This is a genomic window from Sulfitobacter sp. 1A10359 (assembly GCF_043558145.1).
In the GTDB taxonomy this organism is placed as follows: Bacteria; Pseudomonadota; Alphaproteobacteria; order Rhodobacterales; family Rhodobacteraceae; genus Sulfitobacter; species Sulfitobacter faviae.
On sequence record NZ_JBIFGB010000001.1, the window covers coordinates 779523 to 805130 of the forward strand.

27 protein-coding genes are annotated in these 25608 nt (G+C 64.1%); 7 read left to right on the forward strand and 20 right to left on the reverse strand.

Annotated elements, in window-relative coordinates; translation table 11 throughout:
* Nucleotides 1-5 precede the first annotated feature (5 nt).
* On the forward strand, nt 6-2030 hold the full coding sequence (locus tag ACGYK2_RS03865; RefSeq protein ID WP_271689584.1) for a capsular polysaccharide biosynthesis protein: 2025 nt from the start codon (nt 6-8) through the stop codon (nt 2028-2030).
* Between the two features lie 3 nt (nt 2031-2033).
* Here the strand turns inward: ACGYK2_RS03865 and ribD are convergent, their stop codons facing one another.
* Nucleotides 2034-3113, reverse strand: coding sequence for a bifunctional diaminohydroxyphosphoribosylaminopyrimidine deaminase/5-amino-6-(5-phosphoribosylamino)uracil reductase RibD (ribD, locus tag ACGYK2_RS03870; protein ID WP_271689941.1), 1080 nt, complete (start codon nt 3111-3113; stop codon nt 2034-2036).
* A 29-nt stretch (nt 3114-3142) separates the two neighbouring features.
* A complete protein-coding gene (gene nrdR, locus ACGYK2_RS03875; protein WP_067264800.1) occupies nt 3143-3610 on the reverse strand; it encodes a transcriptional regulator NrdR in 468 nt (155 codons plus the stop codon).
* 186 nt (nt 3611-3796) lie between these two features.
* Here nrdR and ACGYK2_RS03880 point away from each other — a divergent pair, with 186 nt between their 5' ends.
* Nucleotides 3797-4468: an SDR family oxidoreductase gene (locus tag ACGYK2_RS03880; RefSeq protein ID WP_271689583.1), complete on the forward strand. Its 672-nt coding sequence runs from the start codon at nt 3797-3799 to the stop codon at nt 4466-4468.
* Between the two features lie 18 nt (nt 4469-4486).
* Here ACGYK2_RS03880 and ACGYK2_RS03885 read toward each other — a convergent pair whose 3' ends face one another.
* From ACGYK2_RS03885 to ACGYK2_RS03935, 11 genes are all read right to left on the reverse strand, one after another.
* Nucleotides 4487-4903 carry a secondary thiamine-phosphate synthase enzyme YjbQ gene (locus ACGYK2_RS03885; RefSeq protein WP_271689582.1) on the reverse strand — a complete coding sequence of 139 codons (417 nt, stop codon included), beginning with the start codon at nt 4901-4903 and terminating at the stop codon, nt 4487-4489.
* 1 nt (nt 4904) lies between these two features.
* The gene (locus ACGYK2_RS03890; RefSeq protein ID WP_271689581.1) at nt 4905-5384 is read right to left on the reverse strand and encodes a hypothetical protein; all 480 of its coding nucleotides are present in this window, start codon (nt 5382-5384) and stop codon (nt 4905-4907) included.
* A gap of 70 nt (nt 5385-5454) precedes the next feature.
* Nucleotides 5455-5868, reverse strand: coding sequence for a hypothetical protein (locus tag ACGYK2_RS03895; RefSeq protein WP_271689580.1), 414 nt, complete (start codon nt 5866-5868; stop codon nt 5455-5457).
* A 101-nt stretch (nt 5869-5969) separates the two neighbouring features.
* Nucleotides 5970-7952, reverse strand: a complete 1983-nt coding sequence (rpoD, locus tag ACGYK2_RS03900; protein ID WP_271689579.1) for an RNA polymerase sigma factor RpoD — start codon at nt 7950-7952, stop codon at nt 5970-5972.
* Between the two features lie 135 nt (nt 7953-8087).
* Nucleotides 8088-10082 (reverse strand): DNA primase, encoded by a 1995-nt coding sequence (dnaG, locus tag ACGYK2_RS03905; RefSeq protein WP_271689578.1) that lies wholly within the window; start codon nt 10080-10082, stop codon nt 8088-8090.
* A 114-nt stretch (nt 10083-10196) separates the two neighbouring features.
* Entirely contained in the window at nt 10197-10505 is a 309-nt protein-coding gene (locus ACGYK2_RS03910) for a hypothetical protein (RefSeq protein ID WP_271689577.1), read from the reverse strand.
* Between the two features lie 51 nt (nt 10506-10556).
* Nucleotides 10557-11093: a sarcosine oxidase subunit gamma gene (locus ACGYK2_RS03915; protein ID WP_271689576.1), complete on the reverse strand. Its 537-nt coding sequence runs from the start codon at nt 11091-11093 to the stop codon at nt 10557-10559.
* Nucleotides 11086-14022, reverse strand: coding sequence for a sarcosine oxidase subunit alpha family protein (locus tag ACGYK2_RS03920; protein ID WP_271689575.1), 2937 nt, complete (start codon nt 14020-14022; stop codon nt 11086-11088). The genes ACGYK2_RS03915 and ACGYK2_RS03920 overlap by 8 nt, the downstream gene beginning before the upstream one ends.
* Nucleotides 14019-14291: a sarcosine oxidase subunit delta gene (locus tag ACGYK2_RS03925; protein WP_271689574.1), complete on the reverse strand. Its 273-nt coding sequence runs from the start codon at nt 14289-14291 to the stop codon at nt 14019-14021. The genes ACGYK2_RS03920 and ACGYK2_RS03925 overlap by 4 nt, the downstream gene beginning before the upstream one ends.
* Nucleotides 14292-14303: 12 nt before the next feature.
* Entirely contained in the window at nt 14304-15557 is a 1254-nt protein-coding gene (locus ACGYK2_RS03930; RefSeq protein ID WP_271689573.1) for a sarcosine oxidase subunit beta family protein, read from the reverse strand.
* A 151-nt stretch (nt 15558-15708) separates the two neighbouring features.
* The gene (locus tag ACGYK2_RS03935) at nt 15709-17139 is read right to left on the reverse strand and encodes a Glu/Leu/Phe/Val dehydrogenase (protein ID WP_168612392.1); all 1431 of its coding nucleotides are present in this window, start codon (nt 17137-17139) and stop codon (nt 15709-15711) included.
* A gap of 346 nt (nt 17140-17485) precedes the next feature.
* Here ACGYK2_RS03935 and ACGYK2_RS03940 point away from each other — a divergent pair, with 346 nt between their 5' ends.
* Genes ACGYK2_RS03940 through ACGYK2_RS03950 form a run of 3 tightly spaced genes read left to right on the forward strand, consistent with a single transcriptional unit; the run spans nt 17486 to nt 20000 of the window.
* The gene (locus ACGYK2_RS03940; RefSeq protein ID WP_271689570.1) at nt 17486-18916 is read left to right on the forward strand and encodes a Tad domain-containing protein; all 1431 of its coding nucleotides are present in this window, start codon (nt 17486-17488) and stop codon (nt 18914-18916) included.
* Nucleotides 18913-19452: a TadE/TadG family type IV pilus assembly protein gene (locus ACGYK2_RS03945; protein WP_168612391.1), complete on the forward strand. Its 540-nt coding sequence runs from the start codon at nt 18913-18915 to the stop codon at nt 19450-19452. The genes ACGYK2_RS03940 and ACGYK2_RS03945 overlap by 4 nt, the downstream gene beginning before the upstream one ends.
* Nucleotides 19452-20000 (forward strand): TadE/TadG family type IV pilus assembly protein, encoded by a 549-nt coding sequence (locus ACGYK2_RS03950; RefSeq protein WP_271689569.1) that lies wholly within the window; start codon nt 19452-19454, stop codon nt 19998-20000. The genes ACGYK2_RS03945 and ACGYK2_RS03950 overlap by 1 nt, the downstream gene beginning before the upstream one ends.
* On the opposite strand, the gene ACGYK2_RS03955 is transcribed toward ACGYK2_RS03950, so the two are convergent.
* From ACGYK2_RS03955 to ACGYK2_RS03975, 5 genes are all read right to left on the reverse strand, one after another.
* Entirely contained in the window at nt 19997-20503 is a 507-nt protein-coding gene (locus ACGYK2_RS03955; RefSeq protein WP_271689568.1) for a hypothetical protein, read from the reverse strand. The genes ACGYK2_RS03950 and ACGYK2_RS03955 overlap by 4 nt on opposite strands.
* 112 nt (nt 20504-20615) lie before the next feature.
* Nucleotides 20616-21134, reverse strand: a complete 519-nt coding sequence (locus tag ACGYK2_RS03960; RefSeq protein ID WP_271689567.1) for a periplasmic heavy metal sensor — start codon at nt 21132-21134, stop codon at nt 20616-20618.
* A gap of 1 nt (nt 21135) precedes the next feature.
* Nucleotides 21136-21492, reverse strand: coding sequence for a hypothetical protein (locus tag ACGYK2_RS03965; RefSeq protein ID WP_394374202.1), 357 nt, complete (start codon nt 21490-21492; stop codon nt 21136-21138).
* The gene (locus tag ACGYK2_RS03970) at nt 21485-22081 is read right to left on the reverse strand and encodes an RNA polymerase sigma factor (protein WP_271689565.1); all 597 of its coding nucleotides are present in this window, start codon (nt 22079-22081) and stop codon (nt 21485-21487) included. Before ACGYK2_RS03970 ends, ACGYK2_RS03965 begins: the two co-directional genes overlap by 8 nt.
* Nucleotides 22082-22127: 46 nt before the next feature.
* Entirely contained in the window at nt 22128-22739 is a 612-nt protein-coding gene (locus ACGYK2_RS03975) for a calcium sensor EFh (RefSeq protein ID WP_271689563.1), read from the reverse strand.
* A gap of 218 nt (nt 22740-22957) precedes the next feature.
* Here ACGYK2_RS03975 and ACGYK2_RS03980 point away from each other — a divergent pair, with 218 nt between their 5' ends.
* Nucleotides 22958-23374 (forward strand): DUF983 domain-containing protein, encoded by a 417-nt coding sequence (locus tag ACGYK2_RS03980; RefSeq protein ID WP_247744700.1) that lies wholly within the window; start codon nt 22958-22960, stop codon nt 23372-23374.
* A 42-nt stretch (nt 23375-23416) separates the two neighbouring features.
* A complete protein-coding gene (locus ACGYK2_RS03985) occupies nt 23417-24112 on the forward strand; it encodes an NUDIX hydrolase (protein WP_067264743.1) in 696 nt (231 codons plus the stop codon).
* Here the strand turns inward: ACGYK2_RS03985 and ACGYK2_RS03990 are convergent.
* Nucleotides 24109-25029 (reverse strand): DMT family transporter, encoded by a 921-nt coding sequence (locus tag ACGYK2_RS03990; protein WP_271689559.1) that lies wholly within the window; start codon nt 25027-25029, stop codon nt 24109-24111. The two genes, ACGYK2_RS03985 and ACGYK2_RS03990, sit on opposite strands and share 4 nt — an antisense overlap.
* Nucleotides 25030-25076: 47 nt before the next feature.
* On the reverse strand, nt 25077-25583 hold the full coding sequence (locus ACGYK2_RS03995; RefSeq protein ID WP_271689558.1) for a lipocalin family protein: 507 nt from the start codon (nt 25581-25583) through the stop codon (nt 25077-25079).
* Nucleotides 25584-25608: the final 25 nt, after the last annotated feature.

Sequence of the window (25608 nt, forward strand, 5' to 3'; positions counted from 1 at the left end):
CCCCGGTGGCATTCGAAGCTGACCCATACCAATACCCCGCCGCCGGTCCCGAAAGGAGCCGGCGGCTTTTCGTATATAACGGCGGCTTTCTGACGCAGCGCCGCCTGCGGCGTATCTTGCATCTGGCGGGGCATGAACTGCGCATCGGTCTGCCCGGGCCGGATGATGCGGTGGCGGTCTGGGGCAACTCCCCCACCGCGCATCGCGGGCTGGCCGTGGCGGCCAAGCGCGGCGTGCCAGTGATCCGGGTGGAGGACGCATGGCTGCGCTCGCTCCACCCCGGTCGCGCGGGCGAGCCGCCCTTGGGCCTGCTGATCGACAGCCGAAGCGCGCATTTCGATCCCTCCCAGCCCTCAGACCTCGAAGAGCTGCTCGCCCATCACCCGCTGGACGATACCGCCCTTCTGGACCGCGCCCGGGGCGGCATGGCGCAGATGGCCGAGGCGCATCTGACAAAATATGCGGGCTTTGACCCCGACATGCCCGCGCCGGAGCCGGGCTATGTGTTGGTGATCGACCAGACCCGCGGCGACGCCTCGGTCACCGCCTCGGGCGCGGATCGTGCGCGGTTTCTGGAAATGCTCGTCTTCGCGCAAGAGGAACACCCCGGCGCACGGGTCATCATCAAGAGCCATCCCGAGACGGCACGGGGCTACCGCGCCGGGCATTACGGCCCCGAGGATACCAACGACCGGATCACCCTGCTGACCGATCCCATCAGCCCTTGGGCACTGTTCGAAGGGGCGGTGGGTGTCTACACGGTCTCTTCGCAAATGGGGTTCGAGGCGATTTTTGCAGGCCACAGGCCGCGCGTCTTCGGCCAGCCCTTCTATGCCGGTTGGGGGCTAACGGAGGATGAATTCCCCGTTCAACGCCGCCAGCGCCGCCTTAGCCGCGCGCAACTCTTCGCCGCCGCGATGATCCTCTATCCGACCTGGTACGACCCCTATCGCGACGAACTCGGCAGTTTCGAGACGGCCCTCACCGCCCTCGCCGCGCAGGCCCGCGCGTGGCGAGAGGATCATCGCGGCTGGGACGCATGGGGCATGCGCCTGTGGAAGCGCCGCCCGCTGCAACAGTTCTTCGGAACGGCCACGCCCCTTCGCTTTCGCAAAGGCCCGGCAGAAGCCCCCAAGCCGCCCCGCCGCGCCATGGTCTGGGCCAGCAAGGCCGATGACGGGCCCCAAGATGCGCTGCGGGTCGAGGACGGGTTTCTGCGCTCGCGCGGGCTGGGGGCCGAACTGGTCCCGCCCCTGTCGCTGGTCTGTGACGATCTGGGCATTTACTACGATCCCCAAGGACCCAGCCGGTTAGAGCAATGGATCGCGAAACGCGCCGACCTGCGCCCCGATCAACTGGCCCGCGCCCGCGCGCTGATCGCGGCGCTGACTGGGGCGGGCCTCAGCAAATACAACCTCGGCGGTGCCGCGCCCGACCTGCCGCCGGGGCGGCGCATCCTCGTCCCCGGACAGGTCGAAGACGACGCCTCCATCCTCACCGGCACGGGCGATGTGTACAGCAACGCGGCCCTGCTGGCCGCCGCACGCGCCGCAAACCCGGATGCTGTGATCCTCTACAAACCCCACCCTGATGTCGAAGCGGGCCTGCGCAAAGGCGCAACCGAGGCGGGCGACGCCGATCTGATCCTGCATCACGCCGACCCGGTGGCGCTTCTCAGCCAAGTCGACGCGGTTTGGACCATGACTTCCCTCTTGGGGTTCGAAGCGCTCCTCCGCCGGGTGCCCGTGGTGACCTTGGGCGCGCCCTTCTACGCGGGCTGGGGGCTGACCGAAGACCGGGGCGATGTGCCCCCCCGCCGCCGCGCGACACCGACGCTCGAAGGGCTCGTTCATGCCGCGCTCATCGACTACCCACGCTACCGCGACCCGGTCAGCGGCTTGCCCTGCCCCGTTGAGGTGGTCGTCGAACGGCTGGCCACGGGCCGCCTGCCCCGCGCCGGGTTGGGCAACCGGATGCTATCGAAGCTCCAAGGGGTCTTTGCCAGCCAGAGCCACCTCTGGCGGCGATAGCGCTCAATCGGCTGCGTTGCGCCGCCAGACGTGCAACAGGTCCGGCCCGATCTGCTGGCTGGATTGCAGCGCGAAGCGCGGGGCCTCAGCCAGCCGCGACAGACCAAGCGCCCCGATGCCGGGCAGACCTTCGGCCCCGATCACCAGCCCGGCGGTAAACCCCACCAGCCGGTCGACCAAATCCGCCTCGATAAGCGAAGCGGCCAAGGCGCTGCCGCCCTCGCAGAAGATCCTTGTGAGACCATGCGCCGCCAATTGCCGCATCACATCCTGCGGGTCCAACTGCGCCCCGCGTGCGGCACAGGGCAGCAGTGTCGCCCCCAGATCCGCCCAGGCTTTGACCAAAGCCGGATCGGCATCCGCACCGTGGCAGAGGATCAAAGGCACCTCAGCCGCCGTGCGCGCCAGTTGCCCCATCAACGGCAGGTCGAGCCTGCGCGAGACGACAACACGCGCCGGTTGCTGGGCAAGCCCGAGACCGCGCACCGTCAGGCTTGGGTCGTCCTTGCGGGCGGTGCCTGCCCCGACCATCACCGCGTCATGGCGGCTGCGCATGGCATGGGTCAGCCGCCGCGCGGGGGCGTCGGTGATCCATTGGCTTTCGCCCGTGCCGGTGGCAATGCGCCCGTCAAAGGAATTGGCCAGCTTCAGCGTCAGCATCGGGCGGCCCAGATCGGTGCGGCAGAAGAAACCAGCGTTATCCGCGCGGGCCGCATCCTCGTGCAGCCCGACTGAGACCTCGATCCCGGCATCTTGCAACATCGCGATGCCGCGCCCGTTGACCCGCGCGTCGTCATCCTGCGTCGCGATCACCACGCGGGCCACGCCTGCGTCGATCAGCGCCTGCGCACAGGGCGGCGTTTTGCCGTGGTGGGAGCAGGGTTCAAGCGTGACATAGACCGTCGCCCCCCGCGCCGCCGCACCCGCCTGCGCCAGCGCCTGCGGCTCGGCATGGGGACGCCCGCCCGGCTGGGTCCAACCGCGCCCGACGATCCGCGTGCCTTGCACGATGACGCAGCCCACCGCCGGATTGGGCCAGACATTGCCCTGCCCGCGCCGCCCCAAGGATAGCGCCAGCGCCATATACCGCGCGTCGCTCACCCGCTCGCCGGTCACTCTTCCGGCAGGGCGTCGGGCCGCAGTTCCTGAACGAATTTATCGAAATCGTCCGCGGCTTGGAAGTTTTTGTAAACAGAGGCGAAACGCACATAGGCCACGGTGTCGATCCGGGCCAGCGCCTCCATCACGATCTCACCGATATGTTTCGAACTGATGTCGGTCTCGCCCATGCTTTCCAACCGGCGCACGATGCCCGAGATCATCTGATCGATACGTTCGGGATCAATGGGGCGTTTCTGCATGGAGATACGGATCGAGCGTTCCAGCTTGTCGCGGTCAAAATCCTCACGCTTGCCGGAGGTTTTGATGACCACAAGGTCGCGCAATTGCACCCGTTCGTAGGTGGTGAAGCGGCCCCCGCAGGCCGGGCAGAACCGTCTGCGCCGGATCGAGACGTGATCCTCGGCCGGGCGGCTGTCTTTCACTTGGGTGTCGATATTTCCGCAAAACGGGCAGCGCATCGGCCGTCCCCCTCTTCATCCTGCCTCACTTGTGGGGCGCGCGGCCCTCTTGTCAAAACTTATAGGGGAGCCGCGAGGTTTTGGGTAGAGAAGATTTCCACAGCTACATCTTGCGTTCAAATATGTGTCATGGACCCAACGGCATGCCGCCGCGTTGGTCAACGAAGGCTATAAACGGAGCATACCATGACCAAGACACTTTTCCTAACCGGCGCCTCCAGCGGGATCGGCGCCGCCACCGCCCGCGCCGCCGCGAAAGCGGGCTGGAACATCGGCCTCTTTGCCCGGAGCGAAGACAAGCTGAACGACCTCGCCGATGAGATCGGCGATCAGGCGTTGGTGCTGGTGGGCGACGCCACCGATTACGACGCGCAGAAACAAGCGATCGACAAACTGGCCGACCACTTCGGACAGGTTGACGCTGCCTTCGCCAACGCCGGGCGCGGCACCAGCTCGGCGGGGACGGAGAATGGCGACCCGCAGGATTGGAAAGTGATGGTGGACCTGAACATCATGGGCGCGCTCTATACCGCCCATGCCGCCATGCCGCATCTGCGCAAGACCACTGGGCAATATGTCGTGACTGGCTCTGCCGCCGGGCGGCGTCATATCCAAGGGTCGATCTACGGGGCGACCAAGTGGTTTATCCACGGCTACGCGGGCAATCTGGCGGATGAGATGGCCGAATGGGGTGGCCGCTGCATGGTGGTCTCGCCCGGCATGGTCGACACCGCCTTTTTCGACGAGGCCAAACCCGACAAGTTGCAGCCTAAGGATGTGGCAGATGCGGTGATGCATGCGCTCGAAGCGCCCGCCCGGGCCGCGGTGCGTGAAATTCACCTGATGCCGACAGGGTGACCCCTGCCCCGTCCGGCGTCAGTCGGGCCGGAAATGCGCCGCGATGCGTCGCTGATGCGGGGCGTCGCGATGCTCGAACAGGTAGATGCCTTGCCAAGTCCCCAACATCATCCGCCCCCGCGTGACGGGGATGCTAAGGGTCACCGGCAAGACCGAGGCCTTGATATGCGCAGGCATATTATCCGGCCCTTCCATCAGATGCGTGAGATAGCTCATTTCTGGCGCATCGGCGGGCGGCACCAGCCGGGCGAAATAGGCCAAAAGGTCGCGCTGCACATCCGGGTCTGCGTTCTCTTGGATCAGCAGAGAGGCCGAGGTGTGCTGCACCAAGAGCGTCAGCAGCCCGTCCCCCTGCCCTGCAATCCAGCGGGCCACGTCATTCGTGAACTCGTAGAGCACCTGACCGCGGGTTTGAATGGTAAAGACTGTCTGCATCTCAGCAGGCTCCCCAGTGCTGCGCCTCTGCGTCCCAACATTGGCCAGCCGCCTCTTTCGCGTCGCTTATGGCAAAGAGGCCCAGTTCCGTTGACCCCCTGTCGCAAGAAAGCGAGGCGATCTCGCGCCCATTCTCGCGCACCGTCACCCCGCCATCGCTGATCTGATCGAGTTTGTCGAAAGAGCCATAGACCTCATAGGTAAAATCGCCATTCCGGAAGGTCGTACTCTCCCAAATGGCGCGACCTATGCCCGGCCAAGGCTGATGCGCCACCTCCGTGATCGGAGCGCTCAGGGTCAGACCGGGCGCGTCAGGCGGGCCGAAGCGGTAGATCGCCTCTTCCCTGTCGAGGCAGACCTCCAACTGCTTCGTCCCATGGTCAATCGTACAGGTTAGAACCGTGGCGCTGCGCTGGTGGCAGTGGGCAGGAGCTTGGCTGGTGCCGAGGGTCAAAAACAGGCTGGCGAGCAAAAAACGCATGAGATCAATCCGTCGTAACAATACCCGCAGAATAAGCCTGCCACCGCGTGAAAACAACGGCTTCCCCGGTTTAGAAATCCCGCAACTCAATTATGCGATCCAGACAGAACTGCCGCGCATGATGGCTGGGCAAGTTCTCTCCCGCGCGGTTGATCGTGACGGAATAGGACTGCCCCCTGTCGCCGCTCGCCCGTTCAGGATCGGTGGTGAAAACAACGCCGGTACGGCCCACACCGCTGACCGACGGACCGCGGGGCGTTTTGATGAATAGCCGCTCCTCGCGCGGGAGGCCCAGAACGTCCTGCGCAAACTCCGCCGCGGCGCACCAGATGTGACGCGCGCCTGCGCCGTGGTCTTCGATCACCTCGAACTCCTGCGCGGTGAGGGGCACGACGATCAGCCGGTTCTCGGCCCGGTAGGCCTGTGCGGCGGCTTGCAGCGGCAGCATAAGGCAAAGAAGGGTAAGGACAGTTTTGCGCATCATGGGAACCTTCTTGGGATACCCCCTTGATGTAAGCGGCGCGGGCGGCAGATCAAAGACCCGCCCCGCAAAAGAAAACGCGGCCACCGGGGCCGCGTTTTGGCTTATTGGTCCAGGAAGCTGCGCAGCTTGCGCGAGCGGCTCGGATGTTTGAGCTTGCGCAGTGCTTTGGCCTCGATCTGGCGAATACGTTCGCGCGTGACCGAGAATTGCTGGCCGACCTCTTCGAGCGTGTGGTCGGTGTTCATGCCGATGCCGAAACGCATCCGCAGAACTCGCTCCTCGCGCGGGGTGAGCGACGAGAGGACCCGCGTGGTGGTTTCCTTGAGGTTCTCCTGAATGGCACTGTCGAGCGGCAGCACGGCATTCTTGTCCTCGATGAAGTCACCCAGCTGGCTGTCTTCCTCGTCGCCGATGGGCGTCTCAAGGCTGATCGGCTCTTTGGCGATCTTCATCACCTTGCGGACCTTTTCGAGCGGCATTTGCAGCTTCTCGGCCAGTTCCTCGGGCGTCGGCTCGCGGCCAATCTCGTGGAGCATCTGGCGACCGGTGCGGACCAGTTTGTTGATCGTCTCGATCATATGCACCGGGATGCGGATGGTGCGTGCTTGGTCAGCAATCGAGCGGGTGATCGCCTGACGGATCCACCATGTCGCGTAGGTGGAGAACTTGTAGCCGCGGCGATACTCGAACTTATCGACGGCCTTCATCAGGCCGATGTTGCCTTCCTGAATAAGGTCAAGGAATTGCAGACCACGGTTGGTGTATTTCTTGGCGATGGAGATAACGAGGCGCAGGTTCGCTTCGACCATTTCCTTCTTGGCCTGACGCGCTTCTTTCTCACCCTTCTGGACCTGCTGCACGATGCGGCGGAATTCCGAGATGTCGAGCCCGACATACTGGCCAACCTGCGCCATGTCGGCGCGCAGTTCTTCAACCTTTTCGGAGGAGCGTTCGATGAACATCTGCCAGCCCCGACCGGACTTCTCGGCCATCCGCTCCATCCAGTTGGGATCAAGCTCATAGCCGCGATAGTTGTCGACGAATTCCTTGCGGTTGATGCGCGCTTGGTCGGCGAGTTTCACCATGGCGCTGTCGATCTGCATGATGCGGCGGTTGATGCCGTAAAGCTGGTCGATCAACGCTTCGATACGGTTGTTGTGCAGGTGCAGGTCGTTCACCAAAAGCACGATTTCCGACCGCAGCTTTTGATAGGTCTCTTCCTGCTCCTTGGTGAAAGAGCCGTCTTCGTTCAGCGTGGCCGAGATGCGGCTGTCCTGCATCGCGCTGAGCTTTTCATAGTCGTCCGCGATGATGTCGAGCGCTTCCAGAACCTGCGGTTTCAGCGCCGCTTCCATGGCCGCAAGGCTCATGTTGGCCTGTTCGTCCTCGTCGTCGTCGTCATCCGACGAGATCGGATTGCCGTCGGCGTCATACTCGGGCTTGGCTTCTTCGGTCTTGCTCTCGGCCCCGGCGGCGGGGGCGACGACCGGAGAGGTCTCCTCCTCATCGCCCATCTGCGTGCCAAAGGTGGCTTCAAGGTCGATCACATCGCGCAGCAGAATGTCTTCGGAGAGAAGTTCGTCACGCCAGATGGTGATGGCCTGGAAGGTCAGCGGGCTTTCGCAAAGCCCGGCGATCATCGTGTTGCGGCCAGCCTCGATCCGCTTGGCGATGGCGATCTCGCCCTCGCGGCTCAAAAGCTCCACGCTGCCCATTTCGCGCAGGTACATGCGCACCGGGTCATCGGTGCGGTCGAGCTTCTCGGAGGTGCCAGAGGACAGCGCCACATCGCGGTTGGACTCAGTGGTCGCAACCTCAGTCGAGCCTTTGTTCTCTTCCTCTTCGGCTTCCTCGTCTTCGATGATGTTGATGCCCATTTCCGAGAGCATCGACATCACATCTTCGATCTGTTCCGAGCTGACCTGATCGGGCGGCAGCACCGTGTTGAGCTGATCGTAGGTGATATAGCCCTTCTCGCGGGCCTCACCGATCATCTTCTTCACGGCGGCTTGGCTCATGTCGAGCGAGTGGCCGGCCTCTGAATCGTTGCTCTTTGCGTCGTCATTCGTATCTTTGGCAGCCATCTCATGCTCCTTCAGCGCGTCAGCGCGAATCATCCGCAGACGATTCGGTTTTCCGAATCATGCGGGGTTATCGGTGATTCTTAAACCCGTTGCCCAGCATTTTCAAAAAGTCCTGCAAATGGGCCACGCCGATGCTCATCCGCGGCCCTTTGACTTGTCATATTTAATCGTTCCCAACAGCGCGTCCAATGCGCTGCGCTCATCGCGGTCCATCGTCATGCCGTTGTCGCCCACGTCGAATTCCCCGTTGCTTTCTTCCTGTGCGCTGCGGCGGGCAAGATCGGCGGCACGGGCCGCTTCGCTCAAACGCCAGGTGACCCCCTCATCCGCCGGGCCGCTGAGGTCTTCGACGGCTTCGGCGATCTCTTCGTTCAGCCCACGGGCGGCATCCAGTTTGGCCAGTTCCTCGGCCACGGTGAGGCGGGTCATGTCCACATTGCCGGGATTGCGGATGCAGGGCGTGATGGCAACGTGGCGTTGCCCCTTCATATTTTCAAGTGTCTCCCAGCCGAGGGAATAGGAAATCTCCTCGCGCAGCGTCTCTTGCCCCGCATGGCCAAAGCGCAGCAGCAGATCGCGCAGCCGCGCGTGATCAGGATCATCGCAGCGCATCGCCTCCAACCCGGTCTCGAAGGTCTCAATCAACTGCGGGCAATCGACGAGGGCCACAAGGATCACCGCCTCGCGCAGATGCATGCCCACCTGCTCATCGCTCATCGCCACGAGGGCCGAGGCTTTGGTGCTGGCCAGCGGGGCCAGCGGCGCGCCCCAAGCAGCGCCCTTTCCGCCTTTGCCCTTGCCCGGCGCTTTGCCCCCGACGGGGCGGAATTCGGGCCGTTTCTTTTGCGGGCGGAACAGCTCCCACCGCAGGTCCTTGATCTCTTGCCCATAATGGCTGCGGATCGACGGGTCGCGGATCAGCTTGATCTTTTCGCGCAGGCTTTTGTCCAGCGCCGCCTTGCGTTCGGGGCTGTCGAAAACCTTGCCTTCGGTCTCACGCTGCCACAGCAGGCGCACCATGGGCAGGGCATTGTCCAAGAGCTTTTGCAAGGCCCCGGCCCCCTGCGCGCGCAGCAGATCGTCGGGATCCTGCCCCTCGGGCATGACCGCGAAACGCAGGCTCTGCCCGGCCTCCAACAGCGGTAGGGCCAGATCGATCAGGCGCAGCGCGGCGCGTTGGCCCGCCGCGTCGCCATCCAGAGTGATGATCGGCTCAGGCGCGATCCGCCACAACATCTGCAATTGGTTCTCGGTGATCGCGGTGCCCAAGGGGGCCACGGCCCCTTCGAACCCCGCCTCATGCAGGGCGATCACATCCATATAGCCTTCGGCCACGATCAGCGGCTGACCCCGCCCTGCGGCGGCGCGGGCGTGTTTGACGTTGTAAAGGCTGCGGCCCTTGTCAAAGAGTTCGGTCTCGGGCGAATTGAGGTATTTCGCCTTATCTTCCGGGTCCATCGCGCGACCGCCAAAGGCAATCGCCCGGCCCCGCGCATCGCGGATCGGGAACATGATGCGCCCCCGGAACGTGTCATAGGGTTTGCCGCCCTTGGAGGAGGGTTTCGCCAGCCCCGCGCCGAGGATCAACTCATCCGCCACGCCCTTGGACTTCAGCGCATCCCAAAGCCCCTGCCAACTGTTCGGGGCGAAACCAATCTCCCAATGCGCCTGCGCCTGTTCCGACAACCCGCGCTTGGCCAGATAATCGCGCGCCGCCCCCGCCGCCCCGGTGCGCAGTTGCAGGCGGAACCATTGCACCGCTTGCTCCATCACCTCGGCCAATTGCGTGCGCTTGTCGGCCTTTGCCTGCGCGCGGGGGTCTTGCTTGGGGATCGTCATGCCGACTTCGCGGGCGATGATTTCCACCGCTTCCATGAAGCTCACATTCTCGGTCTCGCGCACGAAAGAGATCGCATCCCCCTTCGCGTGGCAGCCAAAGCAGTAGTAGAACCCTTTGCGATCATCGACGTGAAAGCTGGCGGATTTTTCCTGATGGAAGGGGCATGGCGCCCACATGTCGCCCTTGCCCTGATTGGACTTTCGGTTGTCCCAAATGACCTTGCGCCCCACCACCTGAGACAGGCTGGCGCGGTCACGCAGTTCTTCCAAAAATCCGGGGGGCAGGCTCATGGCTTCATATACCGGCTGGGGCAGTTCAGAGTCCAGAGGAGGTAGAGCGGCAGCGGGCGGTAAAACGCCCCTCTTGCCGGGCAGCGCCCCCTGCCCGGCACGGCGTTGGTCAGCCTATTGGGCGAGGCACATTTCTTTCCACGCGGCGGCGAGATCGTTCTTTTTCACGTCGCGCATCTTCATCTCGTAGACCCAAGGGGTCACCAGCGGAATCGCGGTGTTAAAGCTTTCGGGCCATGTCGCCTTGGCCTTCACGGCGGCGGGGACCTGGCGTTCTTTCACCCGGTCGAGGCGGGCCTGCTGCACGGCGGCGACCACGGCGGCCTGATGCATGCAGCTCGTCTCTTTCTTCGAGGCCGCCAGCGCCGGGCCCGAGACCGCCATGCTGATCGCGGCCAATGCGGCGAAAATCGATTTGTTCATGTCTATGCTCCGTTGTTTGCCAAACGGGGATTCGGGCCCCTGCGGGACAACCTAGCGCCGCGATGCCACCGCTTCCATAGCGCGGCGCAACTCCTGCACCAAAGTGGCGGCCATCGACCGATAGACCATCAACAAAAAGCCGGTATCGGTGCGGGTGATCGCGGCGGGCATGTCGCGCAAGGGGCTGCGCAGGGTCTGACCGGAGTTGAAGGCCGCCGCGCGCAGGTCCACCGGGGCCAGTCGCGCCAGTACATCTTCGGCCCCCGGCCCCTGCAACTCCGCCACTGCCCATCCGTCCGAGACATCGACAAGGGCTGCATGTTTCGCGAGCGCCTCATCCGGTACGGGCCCGACAAGCAGCGCCTCTTCCCGGCCAAACCACAAGCATTGGACATCGCCCTTGGCGGTGCTCTGAAGCGGATCCGGCAGGGCAACCCCATGAGCCGTCTCCAGCGCCTTGGTGAGGCCAGCCCGATCAAACACGCCCAGCACGGTCAACTGGCCCAGATCGCGGGCCGTCATCGTCATCTCACCGATGTGCAGCGGGAGCAGATCGCCGAACGGTGTTTGCGCTTTCAATTCAACCACGGGTCCGCCCTCCTTCAGGGTCCACAAAGACCGGGGCGCAGATCTCTACCTCCGCCTCGATTTCGCGCAGATGGTCGACCATGCGCATCACCTCCCCATGCCGGGCGCGGCCCCGGGTGACAAAGCCCAGCCCGATAAAAGTGCCGATATCCGGCGAAAAGCCGACCGAGGTTGTATGCCCCTGCGCATTCTCGCGGCTGGCCTCGGCCCCGGCCTCGAACAGAAACGCCCCTGCCGTGAGTTGTTTCACCGCGCCGACGGGCCGCAGCCCGACCAGTTGCGCACGGTTTGGGTCGCGCAGGCCGGGGCGTTCGGACATGGTCTTGCCGATACAGTCCTTGGCATCCGACAGCATCCTCCCCATGCCGATATCCTCTGCCGTGGCGCGGCCGTCGATCTCTGCGTGGGTGATATGGCCCTTTTCCAACCGCAGCACGTTCAGCGCCTCCATCCCATAGGCGCCGCCCTCCAGCGCCTCGGCCCGCGCGACCAGCAGGTCGAACAGCGCCGCGCCATAGCGCGCGGGCACGGCGATCTCATAGGCATGTTCGCCCGAGAAGGAGATGCGGAACAGCCGCGCCGCGACCCCGCCGAGCCGCACATCGCCGCAGGCCATAAAGGGGAAGCTGTCATTGTCGATCGGCTGCGCCAGCAGCCCGTTCAGCAATTCACGAGACTTCGGCCCCGCCACGGCGAATTGCGCCCATTGTTCGGTGACCGAAGACAGATGCACCTGCCATTCGGGGTGCAGGCATTGCGTGATGAATTCCAAATGGCGCATCACCTCACCGGCAGCGCCGGTGGTGGTGGTCATCAGGTAATGCGTCTCACCCAAACGCGCGCAGGTGCCATCGTCCATCACGAAACCGTCTTCGCGCAGCATCAGACCATAGCGCACCTTACCGACCTTCAAGCTGTTGAACTTGTTCGTATAAACCAGATCGAGCAGCTTGGCCGCATCCGGCCCCTGAATGTCGATCTTGCCTAGGGTCGAGACATCGCAGATGCCCACCGTCTTGCGGACAAAGCCGACCTCGCGGTCGCAGGATTGACGCCAGTTGCGCTCCTGCCCGCGCGGGAAATAGCTGGGGCGATACCATAGCCCCGCCTCCACCATCGGGGCGTTCATGGCAAGGCTGGCCGCGTGGCTGGTGGTCAGCCGTTCGGGCGCAAAGCCCTTGCCCTGCCCACCCGCGCCCATCGCTGCAATCGCAACCGGGGTATAGGGCGGGCGGAAGGTGGTCGTGCCCGTCTCGGCAATGCCGCGCCCGGTGGCATCTGCCAGCACCGCCAGCGCCGCCACGTTGGAGTTCTTGCCCTGATCGGGGGCCATGCCTTGGGTCGTGTAGCGCTTCATATGCTCGACCGAGCGGAAGCTCTCTGCCGCCGCCTGCTGCACATCCTTCACGCAGACATCGTTCTGGAAATCCAGCCACGCCCGGCCCTTGCCCGGCACCGCCCAAAGCGAGGCAAGGCGGTAGGGCGCGTCATCGGCCTGCGGCAGATCGATGGGCTCTGGCTTGCGGCCCAAAGCCGCCAACGCGTCCCCTGCCGCTGCCACACCCGCCGCAAGGCAGCCGTGGGTCGAGAAGCTGCCGTTACAGGCTCCCGCCACATGCATCCCCGGCACCGCGCCGGGGGTGGGCACAAAAGCATGGATCTCCGGCGACCATGTCGGTCGCCCGTTCATATGACACGTAAGATGCAGCGATGGGTTCCAACCGCCCGACATTGCCAGACAATCGGCCTGTATCTTATGCACGCCCCCGGCGGTGCGGATCGACACCGCCTCCAACTCCTTGCCGCCCGAGGTGTTGCAGACCACCGCCCCGCTTAGCACCGGAAAATCCGCGCCCTCGCGGCTGACGCCCTCGCGACTGTCGATCAGCGCGGCCACATGCACACCTGCTGCCGCCAGATCGTGCGCGGTGCGGTGGGCGTCGTCGTTATTGCCAAAAACCGCGACCTGCTTGCCCGGGGCCACGCCCCAGCGGTTGAGATAGGCGCGCACCGCGCCTGCGGTCATGATGCCCGGGCGGTCGTTGTTGGCGAAGGCGACCGGGCGCTCCAAAGCACCTGCCGCGAGGATGGATTGCTTGGCTGCGATGCGCCAGAAACACTCAAGCGGCGCGCCCTCGCCCCGCCGCGCGCGGTGTTGGTTGACCCGTTCGAGCGCGCCGAACATCCCGCCGTCATAGGCGCCGGTCACCGTCGTGCGGGGCATCAGCCGCACATTGTCCATCGCCGCGAGTTCCGCGACCACGCCCGCCGCCCATGCATGGCCCGGCTCACCATCGACACGCTCGTTCTCGGCATTCAGCCGCCCGCCCATCAGCGCATCTTCGTCGGCAAGGATCACATCCGCCCCCGCCCGCGCCGCCACCAGCGCCGCCATCAGACCCGTCGGGCCTGCACCGATCACCAAGAGATCGCAAAAGGCATAGGCTTTCTCATAGGCGTCCGCGTTGGGCTGGCCGCTCAGCCGCCCCAGACCCGCCGCGCGGCGGATCACCGGCTCATAGACGCGCTTCCAAAAATTGCGCGGCCACATGAAGGTCTTGTAGTAGAACCCCGCCCCGAGGAACGGCGACGCCAGATCGTTCACCGCCATGAGATCAAAATCAAGGCTCGGCCAAGCGTTCTGGCTGCGCACCGCCAGCCCTTCGTAAATCTCCTGCGTCGTGGCGCGGACGTTGGGATCCGAGGCGGGGCCGACGCCGGTGGTCACCAGCGCGTTCGGCTCTTCGCTGCCTGCGCTCAGCACCCCGCGCGGGCGGTGGTATTTGAACGACCGCCCCATCAGCCGCTGCCCATTCGCCAGCATGGCCGAGGCGACCGTATCGCCCGCAAACCCGCCATAGCGCCGCCCGTCGAAGGTAAAGCTGACCGGCGTCTCCCGGTCGATCAATCCGCGCCCTGCAATCCTCATGCCATGGCCCTTTTCACATCCGATGCCAATTCCACGGCCCGTACCGCATGGGTCACCGTATCGCGGGTGACGACGAGCCACGCGCCGCAGGCGGTCTCATGCTGCCACAGGTCGCGGGTCTCTCCCGCCGGGTTGTCGCGCAGATGCAGATAGGCGTCCCAGTCATCATCCGAGGCATCGGGCGCAGGCCGGGCCAAGGCGATGGCATCGCCGCGATAATAGAACTCCCGCCGATCCCGGCTGCCGCAGATGGGGCATTCGATCCGCATATTGGCCCTCCCTCAGTGCAAGTTGTGCTGAGACCCGGTGGCCTCTTCATCCAACAGGCCTTCGCCCGAACGGAACCGGTCGAGCCTGAAGCCCGCCGCCGTCTCATGGGGCTGCCCGGTGGCCATCAGATGCGCCAGCGCATAGCCCGAGGCAGGCACCGCCTTGAAGCCGCCGTAGCACCAGCCGCAATCGACGAACAAACCGTCGGTCTCGGTCTTGTCGATGATCGGGCTGCCATCGGGCGTCATGTCCATGATCCCACCCCAAGAGCGCAGCACGGGGGCCTTGCCGATCATCGGCATCAGGGTCATCCCCGCCTCCATCACATGTTCCATCATCGGCAGATTGCCGCGCTGCGCGTAGGAGGCATAGAAATCCAGATCGCCGCCAAAGACCAACCCGCCCTTGTCGGACTGGCTGATATAGAAATGCCCCATGCCAAAGCTGATCACATGGTGGATCGCAGGCTTTAACCCTTCGGAGACGAAGGCCTGCAGAACATGGCTCTCGATCGGCAGGCGCATCCCGGCCATCGCCGCCACCTGCCCCGAGCGCCCTGCCGTGACGATCGCCACCTTCTTGGCCCGGATCGCACCGCGCGTGGTCTGCACGCCGCGCACGCGGCCGTTCTCGATGTCGATGCCGGTGACTTCGCATTGTTGGATCAGATCGACACCGCGCTGGTCCGCGCCGCGGGCATAGCCCCACGCCACCGCATCATGGCGCGCGGTGCCGCCGCGTCGGTGCAGCAACCCGCCGTGGATCGGAAAGCGCCCGTTGTCGTAATCCAGATAGGGCAGCAGTTTGCGCAGACCCTCGCGGTCAAGCAGTTCCGCATCGTCGCCTTGGTTGATCATCGCATTGCCGCGCCGGGCCGAAGCATCGCGCTGCGCGTCGGAGTGGAACAGGGTGATCACGCCGCGCTGGCTGAACATCACGTTGTAGTTCAACTCCTCCGACAGCCCCTCCCAGAGTTTCAGCGAATGGCTGTAGAACTCGGAATTGCCGGGCAGAAAGTAATTGCCGCGCACCACGGTCGTGTTGCGCCCGACGTTGCCCCCGCCAAGGTAGCCTTTTTCAAGCACCGCGATATTCGTCATGCCGTGGTTCTTGGCGAGGTAATAGGCCGTGCTCAACCCATGCCCGCCGCCGCCGATGATCACCGCGTCATATTCCGCCTGCGGCTCTGGATCGCGCCATTGCGCCGTCCAACCCCGATTGCCGGTCAAGCCTTCGCGCAACACCCGCAGTCCTGAAAATCGCATCATTCGCCTCCCCCGGTCTTGGCGCAGTCAAGCAACTTGGGGCGCAAGTATCAATGACCGAAAATGCCTCTCGCCCCCATCCCGGCCCCAGACGGCAAAAAGGGGCGCAGGACGCCCCTTTTTCGATCACTTGCGAGAGGGTTACGCCCCTTCAAAGCCCCTTGGCGTGATAGCTCGCCGCGACCTTTTCGATCGAGACGAGATAGGCCGCCGTGCGCAGGTCATCGACATCGTCGCGGCTGTGCCAGACATGGGCCATCGCCTCATAGGCCGTGCGCATCGTGTCATCGAGACCGGAGCGGACCAGTTCCAACTCCCCCGCACCGCGCAGGTACTTCTCTTTGAAGTCGGGGCTCAGCGTCCAGCCGAGGTCCTTATCCGCGCTCAGCCGCTCAAGCTCATCCACCACCAGTTGGTGACGCGATTCCTCGGCGCGGCGCTGCATGCGGCCAAAGCGGATGTGGCTGAGGTTCTTGACCCACTCGAAGTAAGAGACCGTCACACCGCCTGCGTTGGCATACATATCAGGCACGATCACCGTGCCCTTCTTGCGCAGCACCTCATCCGCCCCGGCGGTCACCGGACCGTTCGCGGCCTCGATGATCAGGGGCGCCTTGATACGTTCGGCATTGGTGAGGTTGATCACCCCCTCAAGTGCGGCGGGGATCAGGATATCGCAATCCGCTTCCAAAAACTTGGCGCCATCCTCTTCGAACTTCGCATCGGCATAGCCTTTGATCGTGCCGTGCTTTTCGATCCACTTGTGCACGGCTTCAACGTTCAGCCCGTCTTCGCTGTGCAGCGCACCGTCGCGTTCGATGATCGCGGTGATCTTCGCGCCATCCTCTTCGCTGAGGAACTTGGCGGCGTGATAGCCCACGTTGCCGAGACCCTGAATGATGACCCGCTTGCCGTCGAGCTTGCCGGAAAGGCCCGCTTTCTTCAGCCCCTCGGGATCGCGGAAGAAGGCTTGCAGCGCATATTGCACACCCCGGCCTGTCGCCTCGGTCCGGCCTTGGATGCCGCCCGCGTTGATCGGCTTGCCGGTGACACAGGCCACACCGTTGATGTCGGTGGTATTCATGCGTTTGTACTGGTCCGCGATCCAAGCCATCTCACGTTCGCCGGTGCCCATATCGGGGGCGGGCACGTTCTGCGCGGGGTGGATCATGTCGCGCTTGATCAGCTCATAGGCGAAACGCCGGGTGATCAGTTCAAGCTCATGTTCATCGTAGTCGCGCGGATCGATGCAGAGCCCGCCCTTGGAGCCGCCAAAGGGCGCCTCCACCAGCGCGCATTTATAGGTCATCAGCGCGGCCAGCGCTTCGACCTCGTTCTGGTTCACGGCCATGGAATAGCGGATACCGCCCTTCACAGGCTCCATATGTTCAGAATGGACCGAACGGTAGCCGGTGAACGTATGCATCCGGCCCCGCAGACGCACGCCGAAACGCACCGTGTAGGTGGCGTTGCAAACGCGGATTTTCTCTTCGAGACCGGGCGGCAAATCCATCAGCGCGACCGCGCGATTGAACATCAGATCCACACTGTCGCGGAAACTCGGCTCATTGGCTGGATTCATCGGTCTCTCCTCTTCTTGTCCGGTCGCGGTCCCTTTGTTTGCGGGCGCGACTCATCTGGCTGCCCTAGGGGCCTGCAGTCGCACCGTAGGACGCCTCATGGCGGGGCGCGACCCAATTCCTCGCGATTTGCGAAACTTTATCAACTGTGGGTAGGGGCGGCCCGCGCCACCCTCCCCGCCCGGTGGAAATCGGTCAAAACGCCCCCGAAAACCGGCCCCAAGCGCCGCCTATTGCCCCAGACGCGCCAAACTCTGGACACTTTCCCGCAGCACAACAGAAACAAGGCAAATGCCGCCCATTCCCTTTGGTGCCCGCAGGACGCCACCGGAAAAGAGGTTGATGACGATGCGCGATACATCTCACAGATCAGACAGCTCCCTGCGGCCCCTGCCCGCGTTTCTCCAGCGCTTCGCACGCGAGGAAGACGGGTTGGTCACGCTGTTCGCCATCATGATGATCCTGTTGATGATCCTCATGGGCGGCATCGGCGTGGACCTGATGCGCCATGAACGCGAACGCGCAAGGGTGCAAGCCGTGGCCGACCGCGCCGTGCTGGCGGCGGCGGACCTCGACCAGACGCTCAGCCCCGAGGCCGTGGCCCGCGATTATTTCGACAAGACGGGGCTGGCCGAATATGTATCCAGCGTGACGGTCGACGAAGGGCTGAACTACCGCCGTGTCACCGTCGATGCCTCGCGCACGCTCAACACGATGTTCATGAGTAAATTCGGCCAAGACCGGCTGCATGTCCCTGCCAAATCCACGGCGGAGGAAAAGGTGAACAAGGTCGAGATTTCCATGGTGCTCGATATCTCCGGCTCCATGCGGGAGAACGGCAAGATGGCCAACCTCCATGACGCGAGCGACGCCTTCATCGACACCGTGCTGAAGCCCGAGAACGCGGACCTGATCTCAATCTCCGTCGTGCCCTATACCGCGCAGGTCAACGTCGGGAAGGACATCATGGATGAGTTGAACATCACCCAGCTGCATTCCTTCTCCCATTGCGTTGATTTCGACGACAGCGAGTTTGACCTCACCGCCATCAGCCAGACCCGCAGCTATGAGCATATGCAGCACTTCGAGGCGGGCTATAGCTGGAACGGTTATCACCGCGACAACACCGGCCATTATGACAACATCTACAACCCCGGCTGCCCGAAGCAGGACTACGAAGAAGTCGCGCCCTATTCGCAGAACGCCGCCGCGCTGAAAGCCCGGATTTCCAATTTCCAGCCCCGCGCGAACACCGCCATTCATCTGGGCATGAAATGGGGCGTGGCGCTGCTCGACCCGTCCTTCCGCGCGATCAATCAAGCCATCGGTGGCGATGCGGCCTTCCAAGGGCGCCCGGCTGATTACGGCGATATCGACACGCTGAAAACGGTGATCCTGATGACCGATGGGGTGAACGTGACCACCCGCCGGATCAACCGCCAAGTCTACGCCAACCGGGACCACTACCGCCATTGGAGCGATTACCCCTTCTACTGGTGGCTGAACCGCAATGTCCGTTCAAGCGAGCGTCACCGCTGGTACTGGACGAAATACAGCGCATCGCAGGCCGACGCCCTGCTCGACAACATCTGCGACGCGGCCAAGGCCAAGGGCATCGTGATCTGGTCGATCGGCTTTGAAGTGACCGACCATGGTGCATCGGTGATGAAGAACTGTGCCTCCTCCGACAGCCATTTCTTCCGCGTCGAAGGGGTCGAGATCGTCAGCGCATTCGAGGCCATCGCCCGCCAGATCAACCAGTTGAGGCTGACGCAATGATACAGCGCTGCATCAAGGCATGGCGCCGGTTTCGCGGCGATGAGGATGGCTCGGCCATGTTGATGGAGTTCGCCATCCTGTCGCCGCTGCTCTTCGGCTGCCTGCTCATGTCCGTCGAGATGAGCTTTTACGCCATCCGCCACATGTTCCTTGACCGGGGGCTCGACATGACGGTGCGCTACATCCGGCTGAACACCAATACCCCGATGACGCATCAGACCATCAAGGACAAAATCTGCGAGGCCGCGATCTTCTTGGATGACTGCGAAGAGACCCTGCGCCTTGAGATGATCCGCGTGGACCCGCGCAATTTCGCCAGCTTCGACCAGTCGCCCGATTGCGTCGACACTTCCGAAGACCCCAGACCGGTGCGCGGCTGGACCCTTGGGGTCGAACATCAGTTGATGCTGCTGCGCGCCTGCGCACGGTTTGAGCCCTTCTTTCCGACCACCGGCCTTGGCTATGCCCTTGAGAAAGACGGCGCGGGCCGTGTTTCCATGGTCTCGAGCGCGGCCTTCGTGCAGGAGCCGAATTGATGCGCGTTTTCCGCAATCTACTGGCCCGGTTCAAAGGGCGCGAGGACGGCTCCATCGCCGTCGAGACGGTGATCATGTTGCCGCTGATGTTCTGGGCCTATCTGGCCATGTATTCGACCTTTGACACCTTCCGGATGTACAACCTCAACCAGACGGCGGCCTATACCGTGGGCGATGCCATCTCGCGCGAGACGCAGGCGATTGACGCGGACTATCTCCAAGGGATGCAACAGCTTTTCGAGTATCTCACCCGCGGCACCGGACAAACGGCCCTTCGGGTCAGTTCGATCTGGTATGATCAGGCGAACGACCGCTACCACGCGGATTGGTCACAAGTGCGCGGAACGGTTCAGCCTTTGACCAGCGACGATGTGCGCGATTGGCATGACAAGCTGCCCGTTATGCCCGATAACGAACGCGTCACGCTGGTTGAGACATGGCGCGACTTCGAGCCGCTGTTCAAAACCGGGTTGGAGCGGCGCGACATTCACAACTTCGTCTTCACCCGCCCGCGCTATGCGCCGCGCACGGTCTGGTCGGACGGTTAAGCGGCCTCACGCTCGGCCAGTTTGGCGCGGATGATCTCGGCGATGAGCTTGGTTTCATTGGCTGGGGTCATACCGCCCACACCGATCCGGCGGCCAAGGCTCCACCACAGGCCCAAGCGCCAGCCCCGCGCCACGCGGCGGTTGGTCTTGAGCAGGAAACCGTTCGAGGGTTTGACCGCGAAAGCGCCCTGATCAATGCGCGCGATCTCGTCCATGCGGACGATCACCCGGCCATCGGCATCGCGCAGCGCCTCGTCGGTCAGTTCCACCGCGCTGGCGGTGGCGCGGCGCATCACCTCGGCAATCGCGATAAAACCAAGCCCCACCAGCACCAGAACGCTCTGCCAGACCGGATCGGGCGAGCGGGTCAGCGCGGAATAGATCAGCAGCAGCCCCAGCCCCGCCAGTGACAACAGGCCCACCGCCCGCCGCGCAAGTGACGCCTTGGCCGTGGCCAGCACGGTTTCCGCGCCGCTGTGCATCGTCTGAGAGGTGTCGATCATGGGCCGGGCTTTCTAAGGGGCAAGGGGCCGGTTAACGCCGCCCCCTGCCGGGGTCATTCGCCCTCGGCCTAGCCCGCCGTCCGGCAAAGGGCAAGACCGGGTACCGGCCCGCTCACCGTTCGGGTCTGCCGTCGCGTTTGCCTTTTTTGCGGGGCGGCCCCGCTTCCAGCCGCTGTTGCAGCTTGTCGGCATAGTCTTGGCGGGCGGCGGCATCCATCGCGCTGACCTCGGCCAACCAAGCGTCATGGGCGACTTGCTGAACACCCGCGGCGGCCTCGCCTTGCGCGGCGAGCACCGCGGCGGCCACGTCCGCCTGAAACGGCTCGGCCCGAAGCGCGGCAAGCATTTCGTCGTAAAGCGCGCGCCGCGCTTCCCGGTCGAGGTGATGCGCCTTACCGCTGGTGCGCATTTTGCCGTGCAACCCGCGTCGCGCTTCGGGCGGCAGCGCCTGCACATAGGGCGAGGCATAGCTGCGCAGCCCCGGCAAATCACCCCCGCCATGCGGCCCCGGCCCGCCGTGACGCCACATCGCCCCGCCAAGCGCGCCAAGGATCATCACGTTCAACGCCAGCGACAGGCCAAGGGCCACCCGCATGAGGCGCTTGCGCCGCGGTGTCGGATCCTGTGTCATCTCAACTTTCCTCCATGTCCCAACCAAATCCCCCGAATTCGCTGCCGGTGTCAGCCGCCGTGAGGTCCGAGGTCTCGGTCTCCCATGTGCCGGTCACGAATTGCCCGGCCAAATCCGGCATGCCCTCGGGCGGTGCCACTCCGACCCAAACTCCGACAGCCGCAGCAGTCGCAAGACCGCTCAGCCCCGCCGCACCGCCCAAGAGTTGCCAGAGCGCTTGAGGCCACGGCTGGCGCAGCGCTTTGGGCATATGCGCTTCGGCATCAGCCAGAACGCGGGCCTGCAAATCGGCCGAGACCTGTGGCGGATTGGCCCGGGCCGCGGCAAAGAAATCTTCCAGATCGTCGACGTCACTCATTTTCAAACCCCAATGCGTCCCGTTGTGCCGACAGTTGCGCGGCCAATGCCCGTTTGCCCCGCGCGGTCAGGCTTTCCACCGCTTCGACCCCGATGCCCAGCACCTCTGCGATCTCGGGATTGGCCATACCGTCGATATGGCGCAACACCACCGCTTGCCGCTGGCGGTCGGACAAAGTGGCCAGCGCCTGTTGCAGCGCGTCCACACGGGCGGCCTGCTGCATCTGCTGCGCGGCACCGGGGGTCGGATCGGCAGGTTCCGCCACATCATCGAGCCCGGACACCCCCGCCCCCCGGCGGCGCAGACGGTCGGTGCAGAGGTTGGCCACGACACGGTAAAGCCAAGTGGTCACCTTGGCCTCGCCCCTGCGCCACTTCGGCGCTTGACGCCAGAGCCGCAGCATCGCCTCTTGGGCCACATCCTCGGCCTCGGCCCGGTCACCGAGCACCCGCAGCGCATGGCCGTGGAGGCGCGGCACCAGCCGCGCGGTCAGCAACCGCGCCGCCGCCGCATCGCCATTGGCATAGCGTTGCAACAACTCGGCATCCGCATCTTGCTGCGCGTTGGGCAAATCCTGCATCCCGTCCATGGCTAAGGTCCGGGCGCGCCATGATTAAGCGCGCCCGAGGCTTCATTTAGTCGCGCTGCGGTTTGTCATGGTCCATTTTGTCACCCTTATGGTGCCGCTTGCCATGCATTTTTTTCGCCGCTTCAAACTCTTCGGCGCTGACGCTGCCGTTGCCGTCTTTGTCCAGACGCTCGAACATCTTGGCCGGATCGTGGCGCTGCGTCATCTCTTCCATTGAGAGTTTGCCATCGTCATTGGCGTCCATACGCTCGATCATGCGGGCGCCCTTGTCACCGCCCTTATGACCGTGCTTGCCGCCCTCTTTGCCGCCGCGCTTGCCACCGTGTTTATCGCCCATGGCTTCCAATTCGGAAGCGTCGAGGCTGCCGTTGCCGTCGGTGTCGAAACGCTCAACCATCTTGGCGGCGCGATCGGCGCGGCGCGCATCGCCTGCGGCCTTCAGCTCTTCGCCGGTCACGAAACCGTCGCCATCGGCATCAACCTTGGCAAAACGCGCCTCGGCATGGGCCTGAAACTCTGCCTGCGTGATCGCACCGTTGCCATCTGCGTCAAGCTGCTGGAACCGGTCCTGCCCGCTTTGCTGGGCGGTGGCGGCCACGGCACCCACGGCCAACAATCCGCTGAGGGCTGCGATCTTCATATTGGTACGAATGGTCATCTTGATACTCCTCGTTTTTTTAAAGATCGTCTCACGCTTTTGCGCCGCGATCACAGGGTCAAACGGCGGAGCCAGAAACTTCCGTCGCAGGTTTTCAAACTTTTTTTCGAAAAATTTGGCAAAGCCCCCCTGCGCGACATGGCGCCGCAACGGCAACCTCCGGTCTTTTCATTTCACGCCCCAGACTGCATCTATCCCTCAACCAGAGGATCGCCCCCATGTCACAGACCCAGCAATTGTCCCCCGACACCGCAGAGACCGATGCCAGCGAAGAGCGGCCCCGCCTGCCTGCCATGCTGCGCGGTTGGCGTGGCAAATGCCCCTCCTGCGGGGGCGGAGAGCTGCTGCATGGCTATCTGAAAGTGAACGACGACTGCGCGGTTTGCCGTCAGGAGTTCCACCACCACCGCGCCGATGACGGCCCGGCCTATCTGACCATTCTGCTGGTCGGTCACCTTTTGGCACCGGGGCTGCACATCGCCTATGTGGTCTGGCGGCCCGAACCTCTGACCCTGTTCACCATTTTTGCGGTTGGCTGCACGGCGCTGTCGCTTTACCTTCTGCCCAGACTGAAGGGGGCCATGATCGGCTTTCAATGGGCCAAAAGGATGGGCGGCTTCGGCCGGTCAAACTAAGGCGGCCCGCCCTTCGGCCCCTGACTGCCGGAGCATCGCCGCATGACCATCGACAAGACCAAAATCCGCAACGCCGCCACGGTGATCGTGCTGCGCGACCGCCATGAGACCCCGCATATCCTGATGGGGCAACGCGGGGCCAAGGCGGCCTTCATGCCGAATAAATTCGTCTTTCCCGGCGGGGCGGTGGACGCGGGCGATGCCGATGTGCCCCTTGCCGCCCCGGTGAACGCGCTTTGCCATGGCAGGCTTTGTGATGATGCCGAACCGTCGCTCGCCCATGCCATCGCCGTTGCCGCCATTCGTGAGCTTTGGGAAGAGACCGGTTTGGTGCTGGGCCGCAAGGGCGCATGGCAGGGGGATGTGCCGCCCGACTGGCAGAGCTTTGCAGCCACGGGCCATTTGCCCGATGCCTCCGCCCTGCAATTCGTGTTTCGCGCCCTGACACCGCCGGGCCGCCCGCGCCGTTTCGACGCGCGTTTCTTTCTGGTGGATGCCGACGACATCGCCAGCGACCCCGATGATTTTGACGCCGCCTGTGATGAGCTGTCACATCTGCAATGGGTGCCGCTGAGCCGGGCGCGGTCTTTCGACATGCCCTTCATCACCGAGGTCGTATTGGCCGAGGTCGCCGCCCGCGCGCGTGACACCAGCCCGCCTGCCTCGGTCCCGTTTTTCAAGAACAACGACGAAGAAAGCCTGTTCCTGCGTTTGCATGGCCGCCCGATGACGGGCTAGGTCACCAAAACCAGCATCAGGATCGAGACCGCCAGCACCGCCATGCCCGCCCACTCCCGGCGCGAAATCCGCTCGCGAAAGAACAGGGTCGTGGCCGCGATGCTCAGCATCAGTTCTACCTGCCCCAAGGCCTTCACATAGGCCGCGTTTTGCAGGGTGAAGGCGATGAACCAACAGAGCGACCCGCCCATCGAAGTCAGCCCGATCCAGACCGCCACCCGCCGCGCGGCCCAGACCCGGCGTATCTGCCCCGGTTCGCGCAGGCGCAGCCAAAGGGCCATGATCAGCGTCTGCATCAGCACCACCGCCGCCAGCGTCACGCCCGCACGCAACAGCGGATCGCCCGAGGCCACGGCGAGCGAAGCGCCGCGATAACAGACCGCCGAGATCGCGAAGAGAAAACCCGAGGCGATGCCCAGCCCCGCCGCACGGTTGCGCAGATCGCTAAGGCGCAGCCCCCGCGCCTCGGCCCCGCCGGACAGCAACAGCAGCCCCAGCACGCCAAGGGCGATGGCCGCAAAGCCCGCGCCCGAAACACCCTCGCCCAGCACGATCCAGGCCATCAGCACGGTCTGGATCACCTCGGTCTTCTTGAAAGTGATGCCCACCGCGAAATTGCGCTGCTTGAATAATAGCACCACGCAGACCGTCGCCATGATCTGCGCCGTGCCGCCCATCGCCCCATACAGCCAGAACCCCGCCTCAAGCGGCGGCACCCCCTGCCCGCTCAGCGCCAGATAGAGCGGCAGCAACAGCGCCACGAAGGGCGCGGAATAGAGAAACCGCGAAAAGGTCGCCCCGCCTGCCGAAAGCGTATCGGTCGCCAGATGCTTTTGAAGCATGAAGCGCCCGGTCTGGAAGACGGCGGCAGCAAGGGTGACGAGGATCCACAGATCGGGGGCGAAAGCACTGTCCATAACAGCCTATAGGCCGAAGGCGGGCGGCAGGGCCAGTGCCACGCGGCCTAGGGTCTCATTTGCAGGGCGCGGAGGTCATAGCCGTTGAAGGCCAAGATCTCCTGCGCGGCGGCGATCCGGTCCGCCCCGCCCGTCGCCTGACGGTCAAGGATCCAGCCATATCCGCCATCGGGGCTGCCGATGACCGCGGTGCGGAACCCTTCGTCGACCCAAAGCACCCAGAAAGGCCGCTCGGCCCCGCCGACGGCGGCGCGCATGGTGTAGCGGCCCGGCCCCTGCGCGCTCAGTGCCCAAAGGGTGCGGGTGTTGCGGCATCCGGCGCTGTCGCAGATCTGGCGCTGTTCGATCAAGGTCGGCCCTTGCGGCGCGAAGGTCACGGCTTGCAGGTCGGCGTCACCGGGGAATGCCGCCCGGACCTGCCAGTCGCCGCCAAAGCGCGCCGCGTCATAGCGGCTGGTGGCCCCGATCAAGGCCCCCGCATTGCGAAACCCGGTCTTCGCGGGCGGTGCCTCGCCGCCGCTACACGCCGCGAGGGCGCCCAACAGCAGCAACATGCCCCCCCGCCGCGCCAAATGCATC